Genomic DNA, 17,017 nt, shown 5'->3' with positions numbered 1-17,017 from the left:
CCAGGCTGCTTGTCGCAGCCTGCTGCAAAAGGCCACTGCGCAGGCAGTGGCCTTTTTCTTTGTATGGCTGTAAAGCAGTGGCGCTACACTGCATGGCAGTACTCGGTCCCCATGGATGCGGGCTGCGTAAAATACTATGGTTTTAATAGCTGCCCAGCTGCTGCGCTGGCAGCGAACTGGAGGTGCATTGCATGCATGACAGCAAAGACGCCCAAGCAGGCGAAAACGGCGTGGTGGTGCGCAAGCGACGCAAGGGCATTTACATACTGCCGAATTTGTTTACCTTGGCTGCGCTGTTTGGTGGCTTCTATGCCATCGTGATGGCCATGAATGGCCGGTTTGATCTGGCGGCCTACGGCATTTTCTGTGCCATGGTGCTGGATGCGCTGGACGGTCGCGTGGCGCGCATGACCAATACGCAAAGCGCATTCGGCGAGCAGATGGACTCGCTGTGCGACATGGTGTCCTTTGGCGTGGCGCCTGCCCTGGTGGCCTACGAATGGGCGCTCAAGGGACTGGGTCGCTGGGGCTGGATTGCCGCCTTTGTGTACTGCTCGTGCGCAGCGCTGCGTCTGGCACGCTTTAACGTGAATACCGGCGTGGTCGACAAGCGCTGGTTTCAGGGTCTGCCTTCGCCTGCTGCCGCCGCGCTGGTCGTTGGCTTCATGTGGGTGCTCAATGACTTTGGCGTGGTGCGCGGCGAAGACGGCATGATCACCTGGGTGCAGATGATGTGGGTGATGTTCTTCCTGACGCTGTACTCGGGCCTGACGATGGTGACCAACGTGCCTTTCTACAGCTTCAAGGATGTGAACATGAAGCGCAGCGTGCCGTTTGCCGCCATCATCCTGATCGTGCTGGCCATCGCCATCATCAATATTCATGCGCCTACCGTGCTGTTTGCGGTGTTTGCCGTCTATGGCTTCAGTGGTTACGCGGTCTATGTGGTGCGCAAGACACGTGGTCAGCAGACCAGTGTGATCAGTGTTTCCAAGGACGAGCCCGAAGAGCGCGGTCTGCATCATTAGTAATCATGCGTAAAAACGCATATACATCTTGAAGTGAACTGTGCTAGAGTTGTTCGCATGAATTACCTGTCGCTAGCTCTACTACTATCTTCCATGTCCAACGGGCAGGTTTAGTAGCGCGCGCGTACACACACCCTACATCCAAGGCCCGTAGCTCCAGCGACGGGCCTTTTTTTTGTTTGGGTTGCTGGGGACCAGGCCAAATTTTCTTGAATCACGAAAGAGAGCTCCTATGTCGATGTTGCAGAACCCCGCAAGCAAGTACCGTCCTTTTGTACCTGTTCGTCTGACTGACCGTACCTGGCCTGACGCGACCATCAGCAAGCCCCCCGTCTGGTGCAGCGTGGACTTGCGCGACGGCAACCAGGCGCTGATCGAGCCCATGGATATCGAGCGCAAGATGCGCATGTTCGAGCAGCTGGTCAAGATCGGCTTCAAGGAAATTGAAGTGGGCTTTCCTTCTGCTTCGCAGATCGAGTTCGACTTCATGCGCAAGCTCATCGAGGAAAAGCGCATTCCTGATGACGTGACCGTGCAGGTGCTGACCCAGGCACGTGAGCATCTGGTGCGCCGCACTTTTGAAGCCCTGGAAGGTGTACCCCGTGCCATTGTTCACCTGTACAACGCGACAGCACCTGTGATGCGCCGCGTGGTGCTGGGCATGAGCGAAGACGAGATCGTGGAGCTGGCGCGCAGCAATGCCCAGCTGTTCAAGGACATCGCAGCGGAATACCCTCAGACGGACTGGACTTTCGAGTACTCGCCCGAGATGTACTCGGACACCGAAGTGGAGTTCTCCAAGCGCGTGATCGACGCCGTGACAGAAGTCTGGCAGCCCACACCTGATAAGAAGTGCATCATCAACCTGCCCACAACCGTCGAGCACTCCAGCCCCAATGTGTTTGCCGACATGGTGGAGTGGACGCACCGCAATATCGAGCGCCGTGACTCCATTGTGCTGTCCGTGCACCCCCATAACGACCGCGGCACTGGCACAGCGACTGCCGAGATGGCCTTGCTGGCCGGCGCAGACCGTCTGGAAGGCTGCTTGTTTGGCAATGGCGAGCGCACCGGCAACCTCGACGTCGTGAACGTGGCCTTGAACATGTACATCCAGGGCGTGCATCCGGGTCTGGACTTCTCGGACATCGACGGCATCCGCGCAACGGTGGAGTACTGCAACCAGCTGCCTGTACACCCCCGTCACCCCTATGTCGGTGAGCTGGTCTACACCTCTTTCTCGGGCTCGCACCAGGATGCGATCAAGAAGGCCTTTGCTGCACGCAAGGAAGGCGACATCTGGGATATGCCTTACCTGCCGATCGACCCCAAGGATCTGGGCCGCAGCTACGAAGCCGTGATTCGTGTGAACAGCCAGTCCGGCAAGGGCGGTATCTCCTACTTGCTCGAAGCTGAGTATGGCCTGCAATTGCCACGCCGTCTGCAGATCGAGTTCTCGCAGGTGGTACAGCAGGAAATGGATGCGCTGGGCACCGAGTTCACGGCCCCTGATTTGTGGAACATCTTCCGCAAGGAATTTGGCCTGGATGCGCAGAAGGCACCTCAGTACCGCATTGAGGAAGCTGATGGTGTAATGAATCTGACGGCCAAGCTCCAATGGAATGGTCAGGAGCGCGTGCTGCAAGGCAAGGGTACCGGCCCTATCGACGCCTTTGTGCAGGCGCTGTCTGAAGCCACTGGCCACAGCGTGCGCGTGATGAACTACTCGGAGCACGCAGTGGGTGAAGGCGCCAGCGCACAGGCCGTTGCCTATGTGGAAGTGCGCGTGGACGACAGTCACACCGTGTACGGCGTGGGCATGGATGCCAACATCGTGTCGGCCTCGATTCGCGCCATTTTGTCGGGTGTGCGTCGCGCGGTGCCTGTGCAGACGCAGGCTGCCTAAACACTCCAGAGCCAGCGGCTTTTGCGCCTGAGGTGCAAGGGCCGCCCGGCTGCAGACTTGCCAGATGGTGCAAAAGATCTGGCCTCCCAGCGGCATCAGACTTGTAAAGTTTGATGCCGCTTGCTTTGTGTGCTCTCAAATAATTGAAAATGAGTGCTAACTACATGATGCAAACGGTACTGTCACGCCTATAATTTCGTGAATTACTGCAAAAAGGTCGCTTTTCCCGTAAATAAAAAGACTTTTTTAAAGTAGGGGTGAACACGTCTTTGTTATTTGTAGTTCGGAGCACCGCTGCATGCACTACCGATCCTTTTTTGCATCTCAACGGATCGCCAGATTGCTGGCTTTCGTCACTTTGAGTTGCGCTCTGGCTGCACCAGCCGCAAACGCAGCCAATACAGCTCCTACCAAGAAGCCAAGCAGCAGCGCATCTGCCAGCAAAGCCAAGAAAACGCCTAACAAGCAAGCGGCTGCCAAAAAGTCGACCACAGCCCAGAAAAAGGCTGCAGCGCAAAAGAAAGCCGTAGCGCAGAAAAAAACTACAAGTACCAAAAAGGCACAGGCTGCACGCTTGAGCAAGGCCAATGCCAACAAGAAAGTCGCGCGCAAGAACGCAACGGCTACGCGTGCAGTGAAGGCTGCTGCTGCCGGTGCTGCTGCGGTGGCGGTGGCGCGGCCTTCCTTTGGTCAGCTGGCGGGCCTGCATAAGGTGTCTGACCCGCTGGAACTGAAGTCCAGCGTGGCACTGGTACTGGATCAGGACACCAAAGAAGTCCTGTTCAGCAAGAATGACCATGCCGTGCTGCCCATTGCCTCCATCACCAAGCTGATGACCGGCTTGCTGATTGCAGAGGCGGGTCTTCCCATGGATGAGGTGTTGACCATCACCCAGGACGACGTGGATACCGAAAAGAACAGCAGCTCACGTCTGCGCGTAGGCGCAAAGCTGACGCGTGGTGAGATGCTGCATCTGGCGCTGATGTCCAGTGAAAACCGCGCAGCGCATGCGCTGGGGCGCACCTATCCCGGTGGCCTGCAGCACTTTGTGCAGTTGATGAACAACAAGGCCAAGCTGCTGGGTATGGCCGAGACCCAGTTTGTGGAGCCAACAGGTCTGTCCAGCCGCAACCAGTCCAGCGCGCATGATCTGGCGACGCTGGTGAATGTGGCGCATGCCAATCCCGTCATGCGTGAGTTCTCCACCACGCCCAGCCGCACAGTCACTGTGGGCAATCGCGTGCTGCAGTTCAACAATACCAACAGCCTGGTCAAGAGTGAGCGTTGGGAGATCGGCTTGCAAAAGACCGGCTATATCTCTGAAGCGGGCCGCTGCCTGGTGATGCAGACCGAGGTTTCAGGGCGCAAGCTCATCATGGTGTTCCTCGACTCCATGGGGAAATACAGCCGCCAAGCCGATGCCGAGCGTGTGCGCCGCTGGCTGGAATCTGGCCATACGCTGACAGCCAGCCGCTGATCCGAAGAGCCGCGTCTCAAAAAAGGGAGCGGCTAGCGCTGATGAATTGAGCTTTTCCGATATGAATATATTGGAAAGCCTGATTTCACAAGCGCTAGCCGCTCTTTTTTATGCAAAGAAAAGCCGCTGAAGGCATGCCTGCAGCGGCTGGAAAGAATTGGCGCGGCGTACTGGGATCGAACCAGTGACCCACAGCTTAGAAGGCTGTTGCTCTATCCGACTGAGCTAACGCCGCCGCTTTCGGTCTCAATCCTCAATCATACCGTGACTGAGACCGACTTTCGGCTTTGTGCTGCTCAGTCTTCGTCAAAAACGATCTGGGGCAGGGCTACGACACGGGCGACTTTGCTCAGGTCTTTGAGGACGCCTGCGCTATAGAAGCTGTAGGGGGTGTCGGGCTCCAAGGCTGCCGCTGCCAGGTAGGCCAGTGGCTGGTTCATGCTGACGTAGTAGCTGCCGGGAGGGGCTTCAAAACTGTTGCGCTGCAGGGCGACGGCGTCATTGGCTTCGCTGGCCTGATACGTTTCCGCATCCAGGCTGGAAAGCTCAGCCACACGCTGCACGTTCACGCCCAGCATGCCCAGTCGCTCGACGGCAGGGATGGCATCGGCAGACAGCCAGTAGCCGCAGGCATGGCTGCGGGCGCGGGACTGGCTCAGCTGCAGGCTGTCGCTCCAGACCACGGGTTGCTGGCGCAGCTGGGCTGTGTCCATGTCCACCACGGTGATGTCACGCTGGCCGATGGTGGGCTGCGCCTGCACGGTCAGCTTGCCACGGCAGGCCTGCGATGCGATGTCGCGCATCACAAAGGTGTCTACTGCCTTCAGATTGTCTGCATGGCTGGCGGCGCTTTGCAGCACGGCATTCATGGCTTGCACATGGCCGTGCACACGGCGCTGCACGTGAATGCGGCGCAGATCACTGCCTCGGCTGTCTGTCACCATGCTGGCCATGTTTTTCAGACTGGAAGCATTGCTCAGCGTGGTTGGGTTGATGCTTGCCATGGCATAGCCGTTGTCAGCGTTCTCGTCGGCAGCCTCAAAAGCCCAGTCCACGCGCAGACCGGCCTGCTCCAGTGCGTGCAGGGCAGGCTGGTGCACCCATTCGCGCGCAGCCTTGGTGATGAATTCGTGGCCGTTGGGAGTCACCGCATATTGCAGCCCCATATCGTTGGCACGCACGGCATTGAAGCGCTGGCGTGTGGGCTCGATGGCGGCAAACTCTCCGGCATCCAGCATGACGCTGGGGTGGTAGTCGCGCGCCAGCTTGGCCAGAAAGCGTGCTTCCGGTGTCTGCAGCGCCAGGTGGTCCTGGGTCAGGTCAGTGCCGTCGGCCGTGGTGGCTGTTCCGTTGGCAAAGCCATCAGGGTTGGCACGGGGCACGAGGATGATGTTGATCTTGTCGAGCAAAGGGGCCAGCAGGCCGCCGTCACCCAGCTCCTTGGCAATGGCCAGGGTAGCTTCGGTGGCTGCTGCATCCGTGCCTTGCTGCGCTGCCACGATCATGACCGTGGGGCGGCCGCTGTCTTCCAGCGCCTGCGGGCTGATGGATGTTCCCTTGGTTGCCACCAGTGCATGAATGGGCGAGCCACTTTGTGCGTTGCCACTACTCAGCAGGCCCAGGCGTACATTGCCGTTGAGGCTGGCTGCGCTGAGCTCGCGCAGCAGTTCGGCCAGTTCGCTGTTTGTGGTGAACTGCAGGCGGCTGTCGGAAAGGCCTGGTGTGCTGTAGCGCTCCGCAGGATCAGGGAAAAGCGCTGCCACGGACGCACTGTAGGGCAGAGCCTGCACATGGGTGTTGCTGGCAATGGGTGCCACGCTGATCACGGGCGCGTCAGGGGCTGTAGCGGTGGGGGCTGGTGTGCTGGTTGAGACAGGTGCAGTGCTGCGTGGCGTCCACTCTGGCAGCGGTGTGCTGGTGCAGGCTGTCAGTGCCAGTACCGAGCCAGCCAGCAGCCAGCGTGATGCGTGTGAGTAGAGAGCGTGACCTGTGCGTTCCAGAGACGGCGCAAAGACGGTGGCGTGGTGCTTAGTCATGGTGCTGTATCCGTAGAAAACCGAGAAAAGAAGCCCTGCGTTCGCGATGGCGCACTGGCTTTGCGGGCGGCGTAGCCCTGATGTGTGCATCTTACGAGGCATGCCACAGCATCAGGGCTGCCGCAGATGCCAGTTCCGCCGTAGGCAGAAACTGGCGCAGCCGCAGATGTGGCTTAGCGGTTGAAGCCGCCGCCGTTGCCACCACGACGGTTGTTACCGCCGCGGAAGCCTCCGCCGCCATTGCCGCCACGGAAGCCGCCGCCATTGCCACGGCGTGGGCGCTCCATCATCAGGTCAATGCTGGTCAGTGTGGGGTCAGGCTGGCCGCTGCTGTGCGAGCGAGGCGCACGGGTGACAGGGTTACCCAGCTGGGTGCCCAGGTGTGCATTGGGGCGTGGTGGCTGGTCTTCAAAGCGGCTCAGCGGTTCATCGCCATACGCATTGCGTGCGGGACGTGGCGCGCGTGCAGGACGTGCGGGCTGGCTTTCTGCGGGGGCAGCGCTGCGTGGATTGTCACGCGAAGGACGCTGGCGCGAGCGGTTATAGCCCTGGCCATTGCGGCGGCGGGGTTGTGCATCGCGCTCCGTGCGTTCGCCAGCGCCTTGCTCGGCTGGCAGTGCGACGGCTGCATCTGCAGACTGGATGTCTGCTGTCTGCTCAAAGCTGGTGGCATCGCTCTGGCGATGGCGAGGTGCCATGCCTTGGCGAGGTGTGCGGCGAGGGCCGTTGCCGCGACGAGGGGCCTGCTCCAGTGGAGCGCCGTTTTCTGCATCAGGTGCAGCAGCTTCACCACGTGGATTGCGGCGACCACGGCCAGCGCGCTCACCCTGGGTAGCCTTGGTGGAGCGGATGCGTTCCATCATCTCCTGGCGTGCAGCACGTGCGGCAGCCTGCATGACTTCGCGGCTGGGTGGCTTGCCAGCGCCGCCCCAGATCGTCTGGCGGCCCATGGCGATGGGCTCTGCCTTTTCACCAGGCTCAGGGCCAAATTCAGGCATGGGAACGACGGGGATTTCCTGCTTGGTAAAGCGCTCGATCTCCATCATGAAGCCTTCTTCGTCCATGCACACCAGGTTCACGGCATAGCCTTCGCGACCGGCGCGGCCGGTACGGCCAATGCGGTGCACGTAGTCTTCGGGTACGTTGGGGATTTCGTAGTTCACTACGTGTGGCAGCTCGTCGATGTCAATGCCACGTGCAGCAATGTCGGTGGCCACCAGCGCGCGCAGCTCGCCGGTCTTGAAGCCCAGCAGTGCCTGTGTACGTGCACTCTGGCTCTTGTTGCCGTGCAGAGCCATGGCAGAGATGCCGTTCTGGGTCAGGAACTCAGCCACATGGTTGGCGCCGAACTTGGTGCGCGTGAACACCAGTACCTGGCTCCAGTTGTTCTCGCGGATGATGTGCAGCAGCACATCCTTTTTCTTGTTGCGGCCCACAGGGTGGATGACCTGCTTGATGCGCTGCACCGTGGTGTTGCGGGGTGTGACCTGAATGCTCTCAGGGTTCTTGAGCAGGCCGTTGGCCAGGGCGCGGATTTCATCGCTGAAAGTGGCGGAAAACAGCAGGCTCTGCTTGTTCTCGGGCACCAGGGCCAGCACCTTCTTCACGTCGTGGATAAAGCCCATGTCCAGCATGCGGTCGGCTTCGTCCAGCACCAGCACTTCTACGCTGGACAGGTCCATGAAGCCTTGCTGCTGCAGGTCCAGCAGACGGCCGGGTGTGGCCACCAGAATGTCTACGCCCTTGTTGATGCGGTCGATCTGGGGCTTCATGCCGACGCCGCCAAAGATCACGGCAGAGGTGACGTCCAGATACTTGGCGTAGGAGCGGATGTTTTCTTCAATCTGCGCAGCCAGTTCACGGGTAGGAGTGAGGATCAGGGCGCGAATGCCACCTGCTGGGCGCTGTGTGCCGCCCTGTGTGAGGCGGTGCAGGATAGGCAGCGAGAAGGCAGCGGTTTTGCCTGTGCCGGTTTGCGCACCGGCCAGCAGGTCTTTGCCTGTCAGCACAGCAGGAATCGCTTGTGCCTGAATGGGGGTTGGGTTTTCGTAACCCTGTTCCAGCACCGCTTTCACAATGGCGGGTGCCAAGTTCAGTTCTTCAAATGTCATTGTTGTCGATTACGCCCATCCGGGCGCAGGGTATCAGCCTTTCGCAGCAACCGGGGGGTGCTGAGCCAGTCGTAGGCGGATGAGATTCACAGGAGTTGGGAGCCGGATCGCTTGGGTTGGCGAGTGGGGTCCCCAGCTGAAATGCTGATGTCAAGGGGTAACTGGAGCCCCTGACTAAGGATATTGTCGCATGCGGAGATAATCAGTGGTTGGGGCGCGTGTGAACTAAGCGCCAAATTTTTATTTTTCACAAGAATTTGTTGACAAAAACATGGCTCAATACGTCTTTTCGATGAACCACCTGTCCAAGACTGTGCCGCCCAAGCGCCAGATCTTGAAGGACATTTCGTTGAGTTTCTTCCCGGGCGCCAAGATCGGCGTGCTGGGCCTGAACGGCTCTGGTAAGTCTTCGCTGCTGAAGATCATGGCGGGCGTGGACAAGGAGTTCGAAGGCGAAGCCATCCCCATGCAGGGACTGTCTATCGGCTATCTGCCGCAGGAGCCACAGCTCAACCCTGAGCACACCGTGCGTGAAGCGGTGGAAGAGGCCATGGCAGAGGTGAACAACGCCCGCAAGCGTCTGGACGAGGTCTACGCCGCCTATGCAGAAGAAGATGCTGACTTCGACGCCCTGGCTGCCGAGCAGGCAAAGCTGGAAGCCATCATTGCTGCTGCAGGTACTGACTCCGAGCACCAGCTGGAAATCGCGGCTGACGCGCTGCGCCTGCCACCATGGGATGCTGTGATCGGCAAGCTCTCCGGTGGTGAAAAGCGCCGCGTGGCCCTGTGCAAGCTGCTGCTGTCCAAGCCTGACATGCTGCTGCTGGACGAGCCTACCAACCACCTGGACGCCGAATCCGTGGAATGGCTGGAGCACTTCCTGCACCGCTTCTCTGGCACTGTGGTGGCTATTACCCACGACCGCTACTTCCTGGACAACGCCGCTGAGTGGATCTTGGAACTGGACCGTGGTCATGGCATTCCCTACAAGGGCAACTACTCCGAATGGCTGATCCAGAAGCAGAACCGTCTGGAGCAGGAGCAAAAGGGTGAAGAAGCACGCGCCAAGGCCCTGAAGAAGGAGCTGGAGTGGGTGCGCCAGAACGCCAAGGGTCGCCAGGCCAAGTCCAAGGCGCGTATTGCACGCTTTGAGGAATTGAGCGATTACGAATACCAGCGCCGCAACGAGACACAGGAAATCTTCATTCCTGTGGCCGAGCGTCTGGGCTCCAAGGTCATCGAGTTCAAAAATGTGTCCAAGGCATTTGGCGATCGTCTGCTGATCGACAACCTGTCCATGAACATTCCTGCAGGCGCGATCGTCGGCATCATCGGCCCTAACGGTGCCGGTAAGTCGACCCTGTTCAAGCTGATCGCTGGCAAGGAACAGCCTGATTCCGGTACGGTGGAAATCGGCCAGACCGTCAAGCTCGCCTACGTGGACCAGTCGCGTGACAGCCTGGCTGACGAAAAGACCGTGTGGGAAGACATCTCCGGTGGTCTGGACATCCTGAACATCGGCAAGTTCCAGATGGCTTCGCGTGCCTACGCTGGTCGCTTTAACTTCAACGGTCAGGACCAGCAGAAGAAGGTGGGCATGCTCTCCGGTGGTGAGCGCGGCCGTCTGCACCTGGCCAAGACCCTGATTCAGGGCGGCAACGTGCTGCTGCTGGACGAACCCTCGAACGACCTGGACGTGGAAACTCTGCGTGCCCTGGAAGATGCGCTGCTGGAGTACGCTGGTACCGTGCTGGTGATCTCCCACGACCGCTGGTTCCTGGACCGTATCGCCACCCACATTCTGGCTGCCGAAGGCGACTCGCAGTGGGTGTTCTTCGACGGTAACTACCAGGAATACGAAGCTGACAAGAAGCGTCGCCTGGGCGAAGAGGGTGCTGCACCCAAGCGCTTCCGCTACAAGGCACTGAAGTAATTCGTGCGATAAGCGCTGACTGACAGAAGGCTCCTTCGGGAGCCTTTTTTGCGACCGGATTGCGCACGAGCAGGGGGCTCGTCAATCCAGTGGTTTGGGAGAAACCCCGAATCGGAAAATGAGACACTGCACCTACATTGAAAAATTGACCTCAATCAAAAACAGATAGGGAGCATTTTTCAATGACAGTGTTTGTTTCACGCCGTCGCCTGGCACAACTGGGCGTTGGCCTGCTGGCTGCCAGCACCATGGCGGTTTTTGCGCAGGACAGCTATCCCACCAAGCCCGTGCGCATTGTTGTTGGTTTCTCTGCAGGTGGCACGACCGACGTGGTGGCACGCATCATGGCCAAGGAACTGACGGAACGTCTGGGCCAGCCTTTTGTGGTGGAAAACCGTCCCGGTGGCGGCAGCAATATTGCGACCGAAGCCGTCAAGGCTGCACAGCCTGATGGTTACACCCTGCTGTTTGTGGCGGTGACCAGTGCCATCAACCAGACGCTGTATCCGAACGTCAAGTTTGATCTGAATCGTGACTTTGATGCGGTGGCGCTGGGTGCCAAGGTGCCCAATATTCTGGTCGTCCACCCCAGCGTGCCGGTGAACAATGTGCCGGACTTCATTGAGTGGGCACGTGCCAACAATGACAAGATTGCCTATGCCTCTTCGGGCAGCGGCACTTCCATCCACATGGCGGCCGAAATGTTCAAGGTGCGCACAGGCCTGAAGACCCAGCACATTCCCTACAAGGGTAGCGCTCCCGCGGTGACCGATCTGATCGGTGGGCAGGTGCAGTTCATGTTTGACAACATGCCCGCTTCCTGGCCGCATGTGCAGTCCGGCAAGCTCAAGGCGCTGGCGGTGACGACCAGGAATCGCTCGGCATCTGCGCCCGATGTGCCGACGCTGGAAGAAAGCGGTGTGACGCCGTTTGATGTGACTTCATGGTTCGGTCTGATCGCTCCGAAGGGCACGCCCAAGGAAGTGATTGAGAAACTCAACCAGGCCATGAACGCGGCGTTTGACAAGCCCGAAGTACAGCAGGCCTATGCCAAGCTGGGTGCCGTGGCGCAGAAGAATACGCCACAGGATTTCAGTCAGTTCATCGCGCAGGAAATTGAGACATGGGCGCCTGTGGTCAAGGCATCAGGTGCGACTGTGGATTGATGCATGTAATGGTTTGAAGCTTTATTTTTAGGAGCGGCTAACGCTTGATACTGCTTGGTTTCCTTATGAAAAACATTGGAAATCAAGGATTTATCAGCGCTAGCCGCTCTTTTTTATGAATCTTTTTGCCAGTCTGTCCAGCTGGGCAGGCGTGCTTCACCGGCGACTTCCACAGACTGCGCCAGCAGCACGGCACGCGCGGTGGCTACGGCCACGGCTTCGGCCGCCAGTGTGGAAAGCGTCATCATGCCCAGCGTCTTGCCGGACTGGCCGGTGGCCAGGGCAAACAAGGTGTCGCCATCGCTCATGGTGTGTACCGGATTGATGGCGCGGGCCAGTCCATCGTGCGCTGTCACGGCCAGCCGGTGGGCCTGGGCTTTGGTGAGGATGGCATCGGTGGCGACCACGCCAATCGTGGTGTTGCTGCCAGCCAGTATGGGCAGGGGCTCTTCACCGCGCAGCAGGGCATCACGCGCGTTGAGCAGCTGCTGACCATCGGCCGTGCGCGCACCGGCAATCAGTGCACCGGTGTAGGGGTTGAACACATCACCCAGCGCATTGCAGGTCACAAGTGCCCCGACGGTCACGCCGTGCACGCTGAAGCTGGCAGTGCCAATGCCTGCTTTCATGGCGCGGTGCCAGCCAAAAATCTTGCCGATCACTGCGCCGGCACCCGCGCCCACCGAGCCTTCAGCGGGGTGTGCGTGGCTGGCGGCCTGGCAGGCGGCATAGCCTGCTGCGGCATCTGGGCGGATGCGCATATCGCCCAGCTTCACATCAAACAGCACAGCGGCTGGCACCAGTGGAATGCGGCCCACGCCAATGTCCAGACCTGCACCTTGTTCTTCCAGCCAGCGCACTGCGCCCGTGGCGGCGTCCAGCCCCCAGGCGCTGCCGCCCGAGAGCATGACGCCATGCACCTGCTGCACCAGATTGCTGGGGTGCAGCAGATCGGTTTCACGCGTGCCGGGCGCTGCGCCGCGCACATCGACACCGGCCACAGCCCCTTCCGGACAGAGCACCACACTGCAGCCAGTAGGGCGGCGCGTGTCGGTGAAATGACCGACGGAGATGCCTTGAACCTGTGCGATATGGCCGCTGTGCTGCAAAAGTACGTCGTGCATGGAGTGACTTCCAAACGGAGGCTGGGTGGATTTATTCGGAATCTGAATAAACAGCTTTCAAAACAGTATTTAGGGTTTGCCTGCACTGCCCCCATACTGCCATACCATCAACAGACTGTGCAGGCCGCCATTGTGGCGCAGGGCACACCATTGTTTTTAAGGGAGTATGCATGTCTGATCGCGTTGCTTTGAAGGCTGGCCGTCGTGCCGTAGTTGCAGGTGCTTTGCTGGCATTGGCTGGTGTGATGGCTGTACCTGCCATGGCGCAGGACGCTGCCAAGAAAAATCTGCTGATCGGTGCGACCGCTGGCTCGAACTATGACCTGCTGCAAGAAGGCATCGTGCCCCAGCTCAAGGCACAGGGCTATACCGTCAAGCTCATTGAATTCAATGACTATGTGCAGCCCAATCTGGCGCTGGCTGATGGCTCGCTGGACGCCAACTTCTTCCAGCACCGCGCCTACTTTGACCAGTTCACCAAGGATCGCAAGCTGGCCCTGACGCCCATCGTGCAAGGCCCTGTGGCTCCCATGGGCGTGTATTCCAAGAAGCACAAGAGCCTGGATGGCGTCAAGACCGGTGCCAGCGTAGCCTTGCCCAACGACCCCAGCAATCTGGCACGTGCCCTGCTGGTGCTGGAGCAGGCTGGCTGGGTCAAGCTCAAGCCCGGCGTGAACCCCGCGCGGGTGTCGGAGCTGGATCTGGCTGAAAACAAGTACAAGCTCAAGTTCCTGCCGCTGGATGCAGCCCAGCTGCCACGCGTGCTGGAAGATGCGGACTTTGTGGTGGTCAACGGCAACTTTGCCATCTCTTCGGGCCTGAAGCTGGAAGAGGCCGTGGTGCTGGAAAAAACGCCTGATCTGTACCTGAACGTGGTGGCCGTGAAGACCGGCAATGAAAACACCCAGTGGGCCAAGGATCTGGCAGCCGCCTACCGCTCTGACTTCTTCAAGCAAGTGGTGGACACCAAGTTTGTGGGCTATATGAAGCCTGCTTTCCTGCAGTAAGCCGCTCTTGCCCAGCCTTGCGCAGCCGTGATGCAGGCTTGGGCAGTACTTGAGGCGCATGTACCAAGAAGCTGCCTGCGGGCAGCTTCTTTGCTTGCGGGCAGTGCCTGAGGCGGCCTGGGAGACACTGACTGCTCATGATTTTCCCTTTTAGGAATTTCCCCATAAAGCCTTGTTACAGGTCATTGGGCGGCACGAAATACTGGGTTTCACGCTTGATTTGCCAGTCCTGCATTCCCAGAATCTGTGCACATCTTGAAAACAAAACAGGGAGCGGAGGTGGTGATGCACAGCTCAATGTTGGCCAAGACGCTGGAGACATTGCGCATGTACTGGCGTGCCGAGCATCTGGCCACAGTGGAGCAGCGCCGAGCGCAGCGGGCGCTGATGCTGGGTGCTTGTGCGCTGACGCTCCAATGCCTGGCATGGAGCATTTTTTTTGCCCTCAATGGCATGTGGCTGGTGATGCTCGCCATCGTGCTGCTGCAAGCCTTTGCTACCGTGTCTTTCGGGCTGCAGGCACGCCACCGTGCGGGTGGGCTTGGAGCGCTGATGTTTGTGGCCATGGTGGGCGTGATCAGCCTCATGGCCCTGATATTTGATGCACCGACCGAGCAGGCCAGCCGTAGCATCCACCTGTTTTTGCTCCCGCTGGCCGTGGCCGCCTATATGGCGTTTCGTGAATCACGCGCAGGCTTCAGCGTGGGGCTGGCGGTGCTGAGCTTGAGCCTTTTTCTGATGCTGGAGATACTGCCATGGGCACCGTTTCCTGAATTGGTCCTGCCCGATAGCCTGCGCGTGTTTGGCAAATGGATGAATGGTGGCGCAGCCATGCTGCTGTTCATCTTGCTGCTGCATGTGCTGCACTCTGATGCCAAGCTGCATGCCGATGTGGACCATGAGCTGCAGCAGGCGCTGCGCAAGCATGAGTTTGTGCTGTACTTTCAGCCCCAGCTGGACCAGCGCATGCATGTGACAGGGGCAGAGGTACTGCTGCGCTGGCAGCATCCCCAGCATGGCTTGCTCATGCCTTCGGTGTTCATCCACCATGCCGAGCGCAATGGTCTGATGGCGCCGCTGGGGCAATGGGTGCTGGAGCAGGCATGCCTGCAGCTGAAAAAGTGGCAGAAAGACCCGGTGATGGCGCAGCTGGAACTGGCCGTGAACGTGAGTCAGACGCAGTTCAGGCAGGACAGCTTTACGGCCGATGTGCTGCGTGCTGTGCAGCAGCATGGCATAGAGCCACGGCGTCTGGAGCTGGAACTGACCGAGACGCTGATGGCGCTGAACATGGACGATCTGCAGCACAAGATGCAGTTGCTCGAGCGCAGCGGCCTGCGTTTTTCGCTCGATGACTTCGGAACGGGGTTTTCATCGCTGCACTGGCTGAGGCAGCTGCCCCTGCATACGCTCAAGATTGACCGTTCGTTTGTGTCTGACCTGCCGCATGGCAACAACAGTGCGGCCATTGTGAAAACCCTGCTGGGGTTGGCGCAGAGCATGGCGCTGAATGTGGTGGCCGAAGGCATAGAGCAGGATGCGCAGCAGGCTTTTCTGATGGAGCATGGCTGTCCACGCTTTCAGGGGTATCTGTACAGCAAACCGCTGCCGTTGCAGGAGTTCGTGAGCTTTGTGCGCAAGCACAACCTTTCTGCGTCACTGCAGACTTCTCCAGAAGGTATCACCAGCGGCACAGCGCAAGTGAAGTCGCCCGTGACCGCGCCATAAAAAATGAAAAAAGCGCCTGGGCTTGTGGCCTCAGGCACTTTGGGGGATTTGCAGAAGCTTCAGGCTCAGCCGCGCAGGGCGGTCAGCACTTCGTCCAGCATCTTCTTGGCATCGCCAAACAGCATGCGGTTGTTGTCCTTGTAGAACAGTGGGTTGTCCACACCGGCATAACCCGAAGCCATCGAGCGCTTCATCACGATGGTGTGCTTGGCCTTCCACACTTCCAGCACGGGCATGCCAGCGATGGGGCTGGTGGGGTCTTCGGCCGCCGAGGGGTTCACGATGTCGTTGGCACCAATCACGATGACTACGTCGGCATCCGGGAAGTCCTCGTTGATTTCGTCCATCTCCATGACGATGTCATAGGGCACCTTGGCCTCGGCCAACAGCACATTCATGTGGCCGGGCATGCGACCTGCCACAGGGTGGATGGCGAACTGCACCTGGACCCCTTTTTCACGCAGGGTCTTGGTGATTTCAAACACGGTGTGCTGGGCCTGGGCCACAGCCATGCCATAGCCGGGCACGATGATCACGCGCTTGGCGTCGCGCAGCATCTCGGCCGTTTCCTGGCTGTTCACTGCGACGACTTCACCCTGGGGCTGAGCAGCTGCACCAGCGGCTGCCTTGGGGGCGCCGGAGCCAAAACCGCCCGCAATCACGCTGATGAAGTTGCGGTTCATGGCGTTGCACATGATGTAGCTCAGGATGGCACCGGAGGAGCCCACCAGCGCGCCGGTCACGATCAGCAGGTCGTTGCTCAGCATGAAGCCGGTGGCTGCTGCGGCCCAGCCGGAGTAGCTGTTGAGCATGGACACCACCACGGGCATGTCTGCACCGCCAATGGCCATCACCATGTGAATGCCGAACAGCAGGGCGATCACGGTCATGATGATCAGCGCAGGCATGCCAGCTTCTACGGAAGGCGCGTTGATGAATTCACGGCCAAAGTGGATCACGACCAGTAGTGCCACCAGGTTCAGCCAGTGGCGTGCAGGCAGCAGCAAGGGCTTGCCGCCGATCTTGCCGTTGAGCTTGCCAAAGGCAATCAGGGAGCCGGAGAAGGTCACGGCGCCAATCAGAATACCCACGTAGATTTCCACTTCATGGATGATTTTTTCTGCGCCTTCCAGATGCAGCGATGTGTCCACATAACTGGCAAAACCCACCAGACAGGCGGCTAGGCCGACCAGGCTGTGCATCAGCGCGACCAGCTCGGGCATCTGGGTCATCTTCACGACCTTGGCGGCATAAATGCCAATGCCACCGCCAATGACCAGGGCCGCCACGATCCAGGCAATGCCGTCCGTGGTGACGCGCGGGCCGAACACGGTCGCCAGGATGGCAATCGCCATGCCCAGCATGCCAAAGAGATTACCCCGGCGCGAGGTTTCTGGGTTGGACAGACCGCCCAGACTCAGGATGAACAAAATGGCCGCTCCCAGATAGGCCATGGTTGCAAGACTTTGAGACATTGAAATGCTTCCTTCTTATCGTTCTT

11 protein-coding genes and 1 tRNA gene are annotated in these 17,017 nt (G+C 59.3%); 7 read left to right on the top strand and 5 right to left on the bottom strand.

Annotated elements, in window-relative coordinates; genetic code table 11:
- The first annotated feature begins 191 nt into the window (after positions 1-191).
- The 3 genes from pssA to pbpG all read left to right on the top strand — a co-directional run bounded on the left by pssA (position 192) and on the right by pbpG (position 4,411).
- Entirely contained in the window at positions 192-1,028 is an 837-nt protein-coding gene (gene pssA / locus B5M06_RS00670; RefSeq protein WP_054064938.1) for a CDP-diacylglycerol--serine O-phosphatidyltransferase, read from the top strand.
- A gap of 238 nt (positions 1,029-1,266) precedes the next feature.
- Entirely contained in the window at positions 1,267-2,934 is a 1,668-nt protein-coding gene (leuA, locus tag B5M06_RS00665; protein ID WP_054064939.1) for a 2-isopropylmalate synthase, read from the top strand.
- 298 nt (positions 2,935-3,232) lie between these two features.
- Positions 3,233-4,411, top strand: a complete 1,179-nt coding sequence (gene pbpG, locus B5M06_RS00660; protein ID WP_054064940.1) for a D-alanyl-D-alanine endopeptidase — start codon at positions 3,233-3,235, stop codon at positions 4,409-4,411.
- A 158-nt stretch (positions 4,412-4,569) separates the two neighbouring features.
- Here the strand turns inward: pbpG and B5M06_RS00655 are convergent.
- The 3 genes from B5M06_RS00655 to B5M06_RS00645 form a co-directional block, all read right to left on the bottom strand.
- A tRNA-Arg gene (locus B5M06_RS00655) sits at positions 4,570-4,646 on the bottom strand.
- 61 nt (positions 4,647-4,707) lie between these two features.
- Entirely contained in the window at positions 4,708-6,447 is a 1,740-nt protein-coding gene (locus B5M06_RS00650; RefSeq protein ID WP_054064941.1) for a M14 family zinc carboxypeptidase, read from the bottom strand.
- 173 nt (positions 6,448-6,620) lie between these two features.
- Positions 6,621-8,558: a DEAD/DEAH box helicase gene (locus B5M06_RS00645; protein ID WP_054064942.1), complete on the bottom strand. Its 1,938-nt coding sequence runs from the start codon at positions 8,556-8,558 to the stop codon at positions 6,621-6,623.
- Between the two features lie 271 nt (positions 8,559-8,829).
- On the opposite strand from B5M06_RS00645, the gene ettA reads away from it, so the two are divergent.
- Both ettA and B5M06_RS00635 read left to right on the top strand, forming a co-directional pair.
- Positions 8,830-10,491, top strand: a complete 1,662-nt coding sequence (gene ettA, locus B5M06_RS00640) for an energy-dependent translational throttle protein EttA (RefSeq protein WP_054064943.1) — start codon at positions 8,830-8,832, stop codon at positions 10,489-10,491.
- A 248-nt stretch (positions 10,492-10,739) separates the two neighbouring features.
- On the top strand, positions 10,740-11,657 hold the full coding sequence (locus B5M06_RS00635) for a Bug family tripartite tricarboxylate transporter substrate binding protein (protein WP_417034954.1): 918 nt from the start codon (positions 10,740-10,742) through the stop codon (positions 11,655-11,657).
- 113 nt (positions 11,658-11,770) lie between these two features.
- On the opposite strand, the gene B5M06_RS00630 is transcribed toward B5M06_RS00635, so the two are convergent.
- On the bottom strand, positions 11,771-12,781 hold the full coding sequence (locus B5M06_RS00630; RefSeq protein ID WP_054064945.1) for a P1 family peptidase: 1,011 nt from the start codon (positions 12,779-12,781) through the stop codon (positions 11,771-11,773).
- 170 nt (positions 12,782-12,951) lie between these two features.
- On the opposite strand from B5M06_RS00630, the gene B5M06_RS00625 reads away from it, so the two are divergent.
- Together B5M06_RS00625 and B5M06_RS00620 are read left to right on the top strand one after the other, a co-directional pair.
- A complete protein-coding gene (locus B5M06_RS00625) occupies positions 12,952-13,788 on the top strand; it encodes a MetQ/NlpA family ABC transporter substrate-binding protein (protein WP_054064946.1) in 837 nt (278 codons plus the stop codon).
- Between the two features lie 285 nt (positions 13,789-14,073).
- A complete protein-coding gene (locus tag B5M06_RS00620) occupies positions 14,074-15,516 on the top strand; it encodes a putative bifunctional diguanylate cyclase/phosphodiesterase (RefSeq protein ID WP_054064947.1) in 1,443 nt (480 codons plus the stop codon).
- A 65-nt stretch (positions 15,517-15,581) separates the two neighbouring features.
- Here the strand turns inward: B5M06_RS00620 and pntB are convergent, their stop codons facing one another.
- Positions 15,582-16,991, bottom strand: coding sequence for a Re/Si-specific NAD(P)(+) transhydrogenase subunit beta (pntB, locus tag B5M06_RS00615; RefSeq protein WP_054064948.1), 1,410 nt, complete (start codon positions 16,989-16,991; stop codon positions 15,582-15,584).
- Positions 16,992-17,017: the final 26 nt, after the last annotated feature.

Origin of the sequence: Comamonas kerstersii, from assembly GCF_002056725.1 — a bacterium.
In the GTDB taxonomy this organism is placed as follows: Bacteria; Pseudomonadota; Gammaproteobacteria; order Burkholderiales; family Burkholderiaceae_C; genus Comamonas; species Comamonas kerstersii.
This window is presented reverse-complemented; position numbering and strand designations above follow the sequence as displayed.

Bases quoted from the DNA above. Each gene is read 5' to 3' on its own strand.
- B5M06_RS00645 (WP_054064942.1), bottom strand. From the start codon at position 8,558: ATGACATTTGAAGAACTGAACTTGGCACCCGCCATTGTGAAAGCGGTG.
- ettA (WP_054064943.1), top strand. From the start codon at position 8,830: ATGGCTCAATACGTCTTTTCGATGAACCACCTGTCCAAGACTGTGCCG.
- B5M06_RS00625 (WP_054064946.1), top strand. From the start codon at position 12,952: ATGTCTGATCGCGTTGCTTTGAAGGCTGGCCGTCGTGCCGTAGTTGCA.
- B5M06_RS00650 (WP_054064941.1), bottom strand. From the start codon at position 6,447: ATGACTAAGCACCACGCCACCGTCTTTGCGCCGTCTCTGGAACGCACA.
- B5M06_RS00630 (WP_054064945.1), bottom strand. From the start codon at position 12,781: ATGCACGACGTACTTTTGCAGCACAGCGGCCATATCGCACAGGTTCAA.
- leuA (WP_054064939.1), top strand. From the start codon at position 1,267: ATGTTGCAGAACCCCGCAAGCAAGTACCGTCCTTTTGTACCTGTTCGT.
- B5M06_RS00620 (WP_054064947.1), top strand. From the start codon at position 14,074: ATGCACAGCTCAATGTTGGCCAAGACGCTGGAGACATTGCGCATGTAC.
- pssA (WP_054064938.1), top strand. From the start codon at position 192: ATGCATGACAGCAAAGACGCCCAAGCAGGCGAAAACGGCGTGGTGGTG.
- pntB (WP_054064948.1), bottom strand. From the start codon at position 16,991: ATGTCTCAAAGTCTTGCAACCATGGCCTATCTGGGAGCGGCCATTTTG.
- B5M06_RS00635 (WP_417034954.1), top strand. From the start codon at position 10,740: ATGGCGGTTTTTGCGCAGGACAGCTATCCCACCAAGCCCGTGCGCATT.
- pbpG (WP_054064940.1), top strand. From the start codon at position 3,233: ATGCACTACCGATCCTTTTTTGCATCTCAACGGATCGCCAGATTGCTG.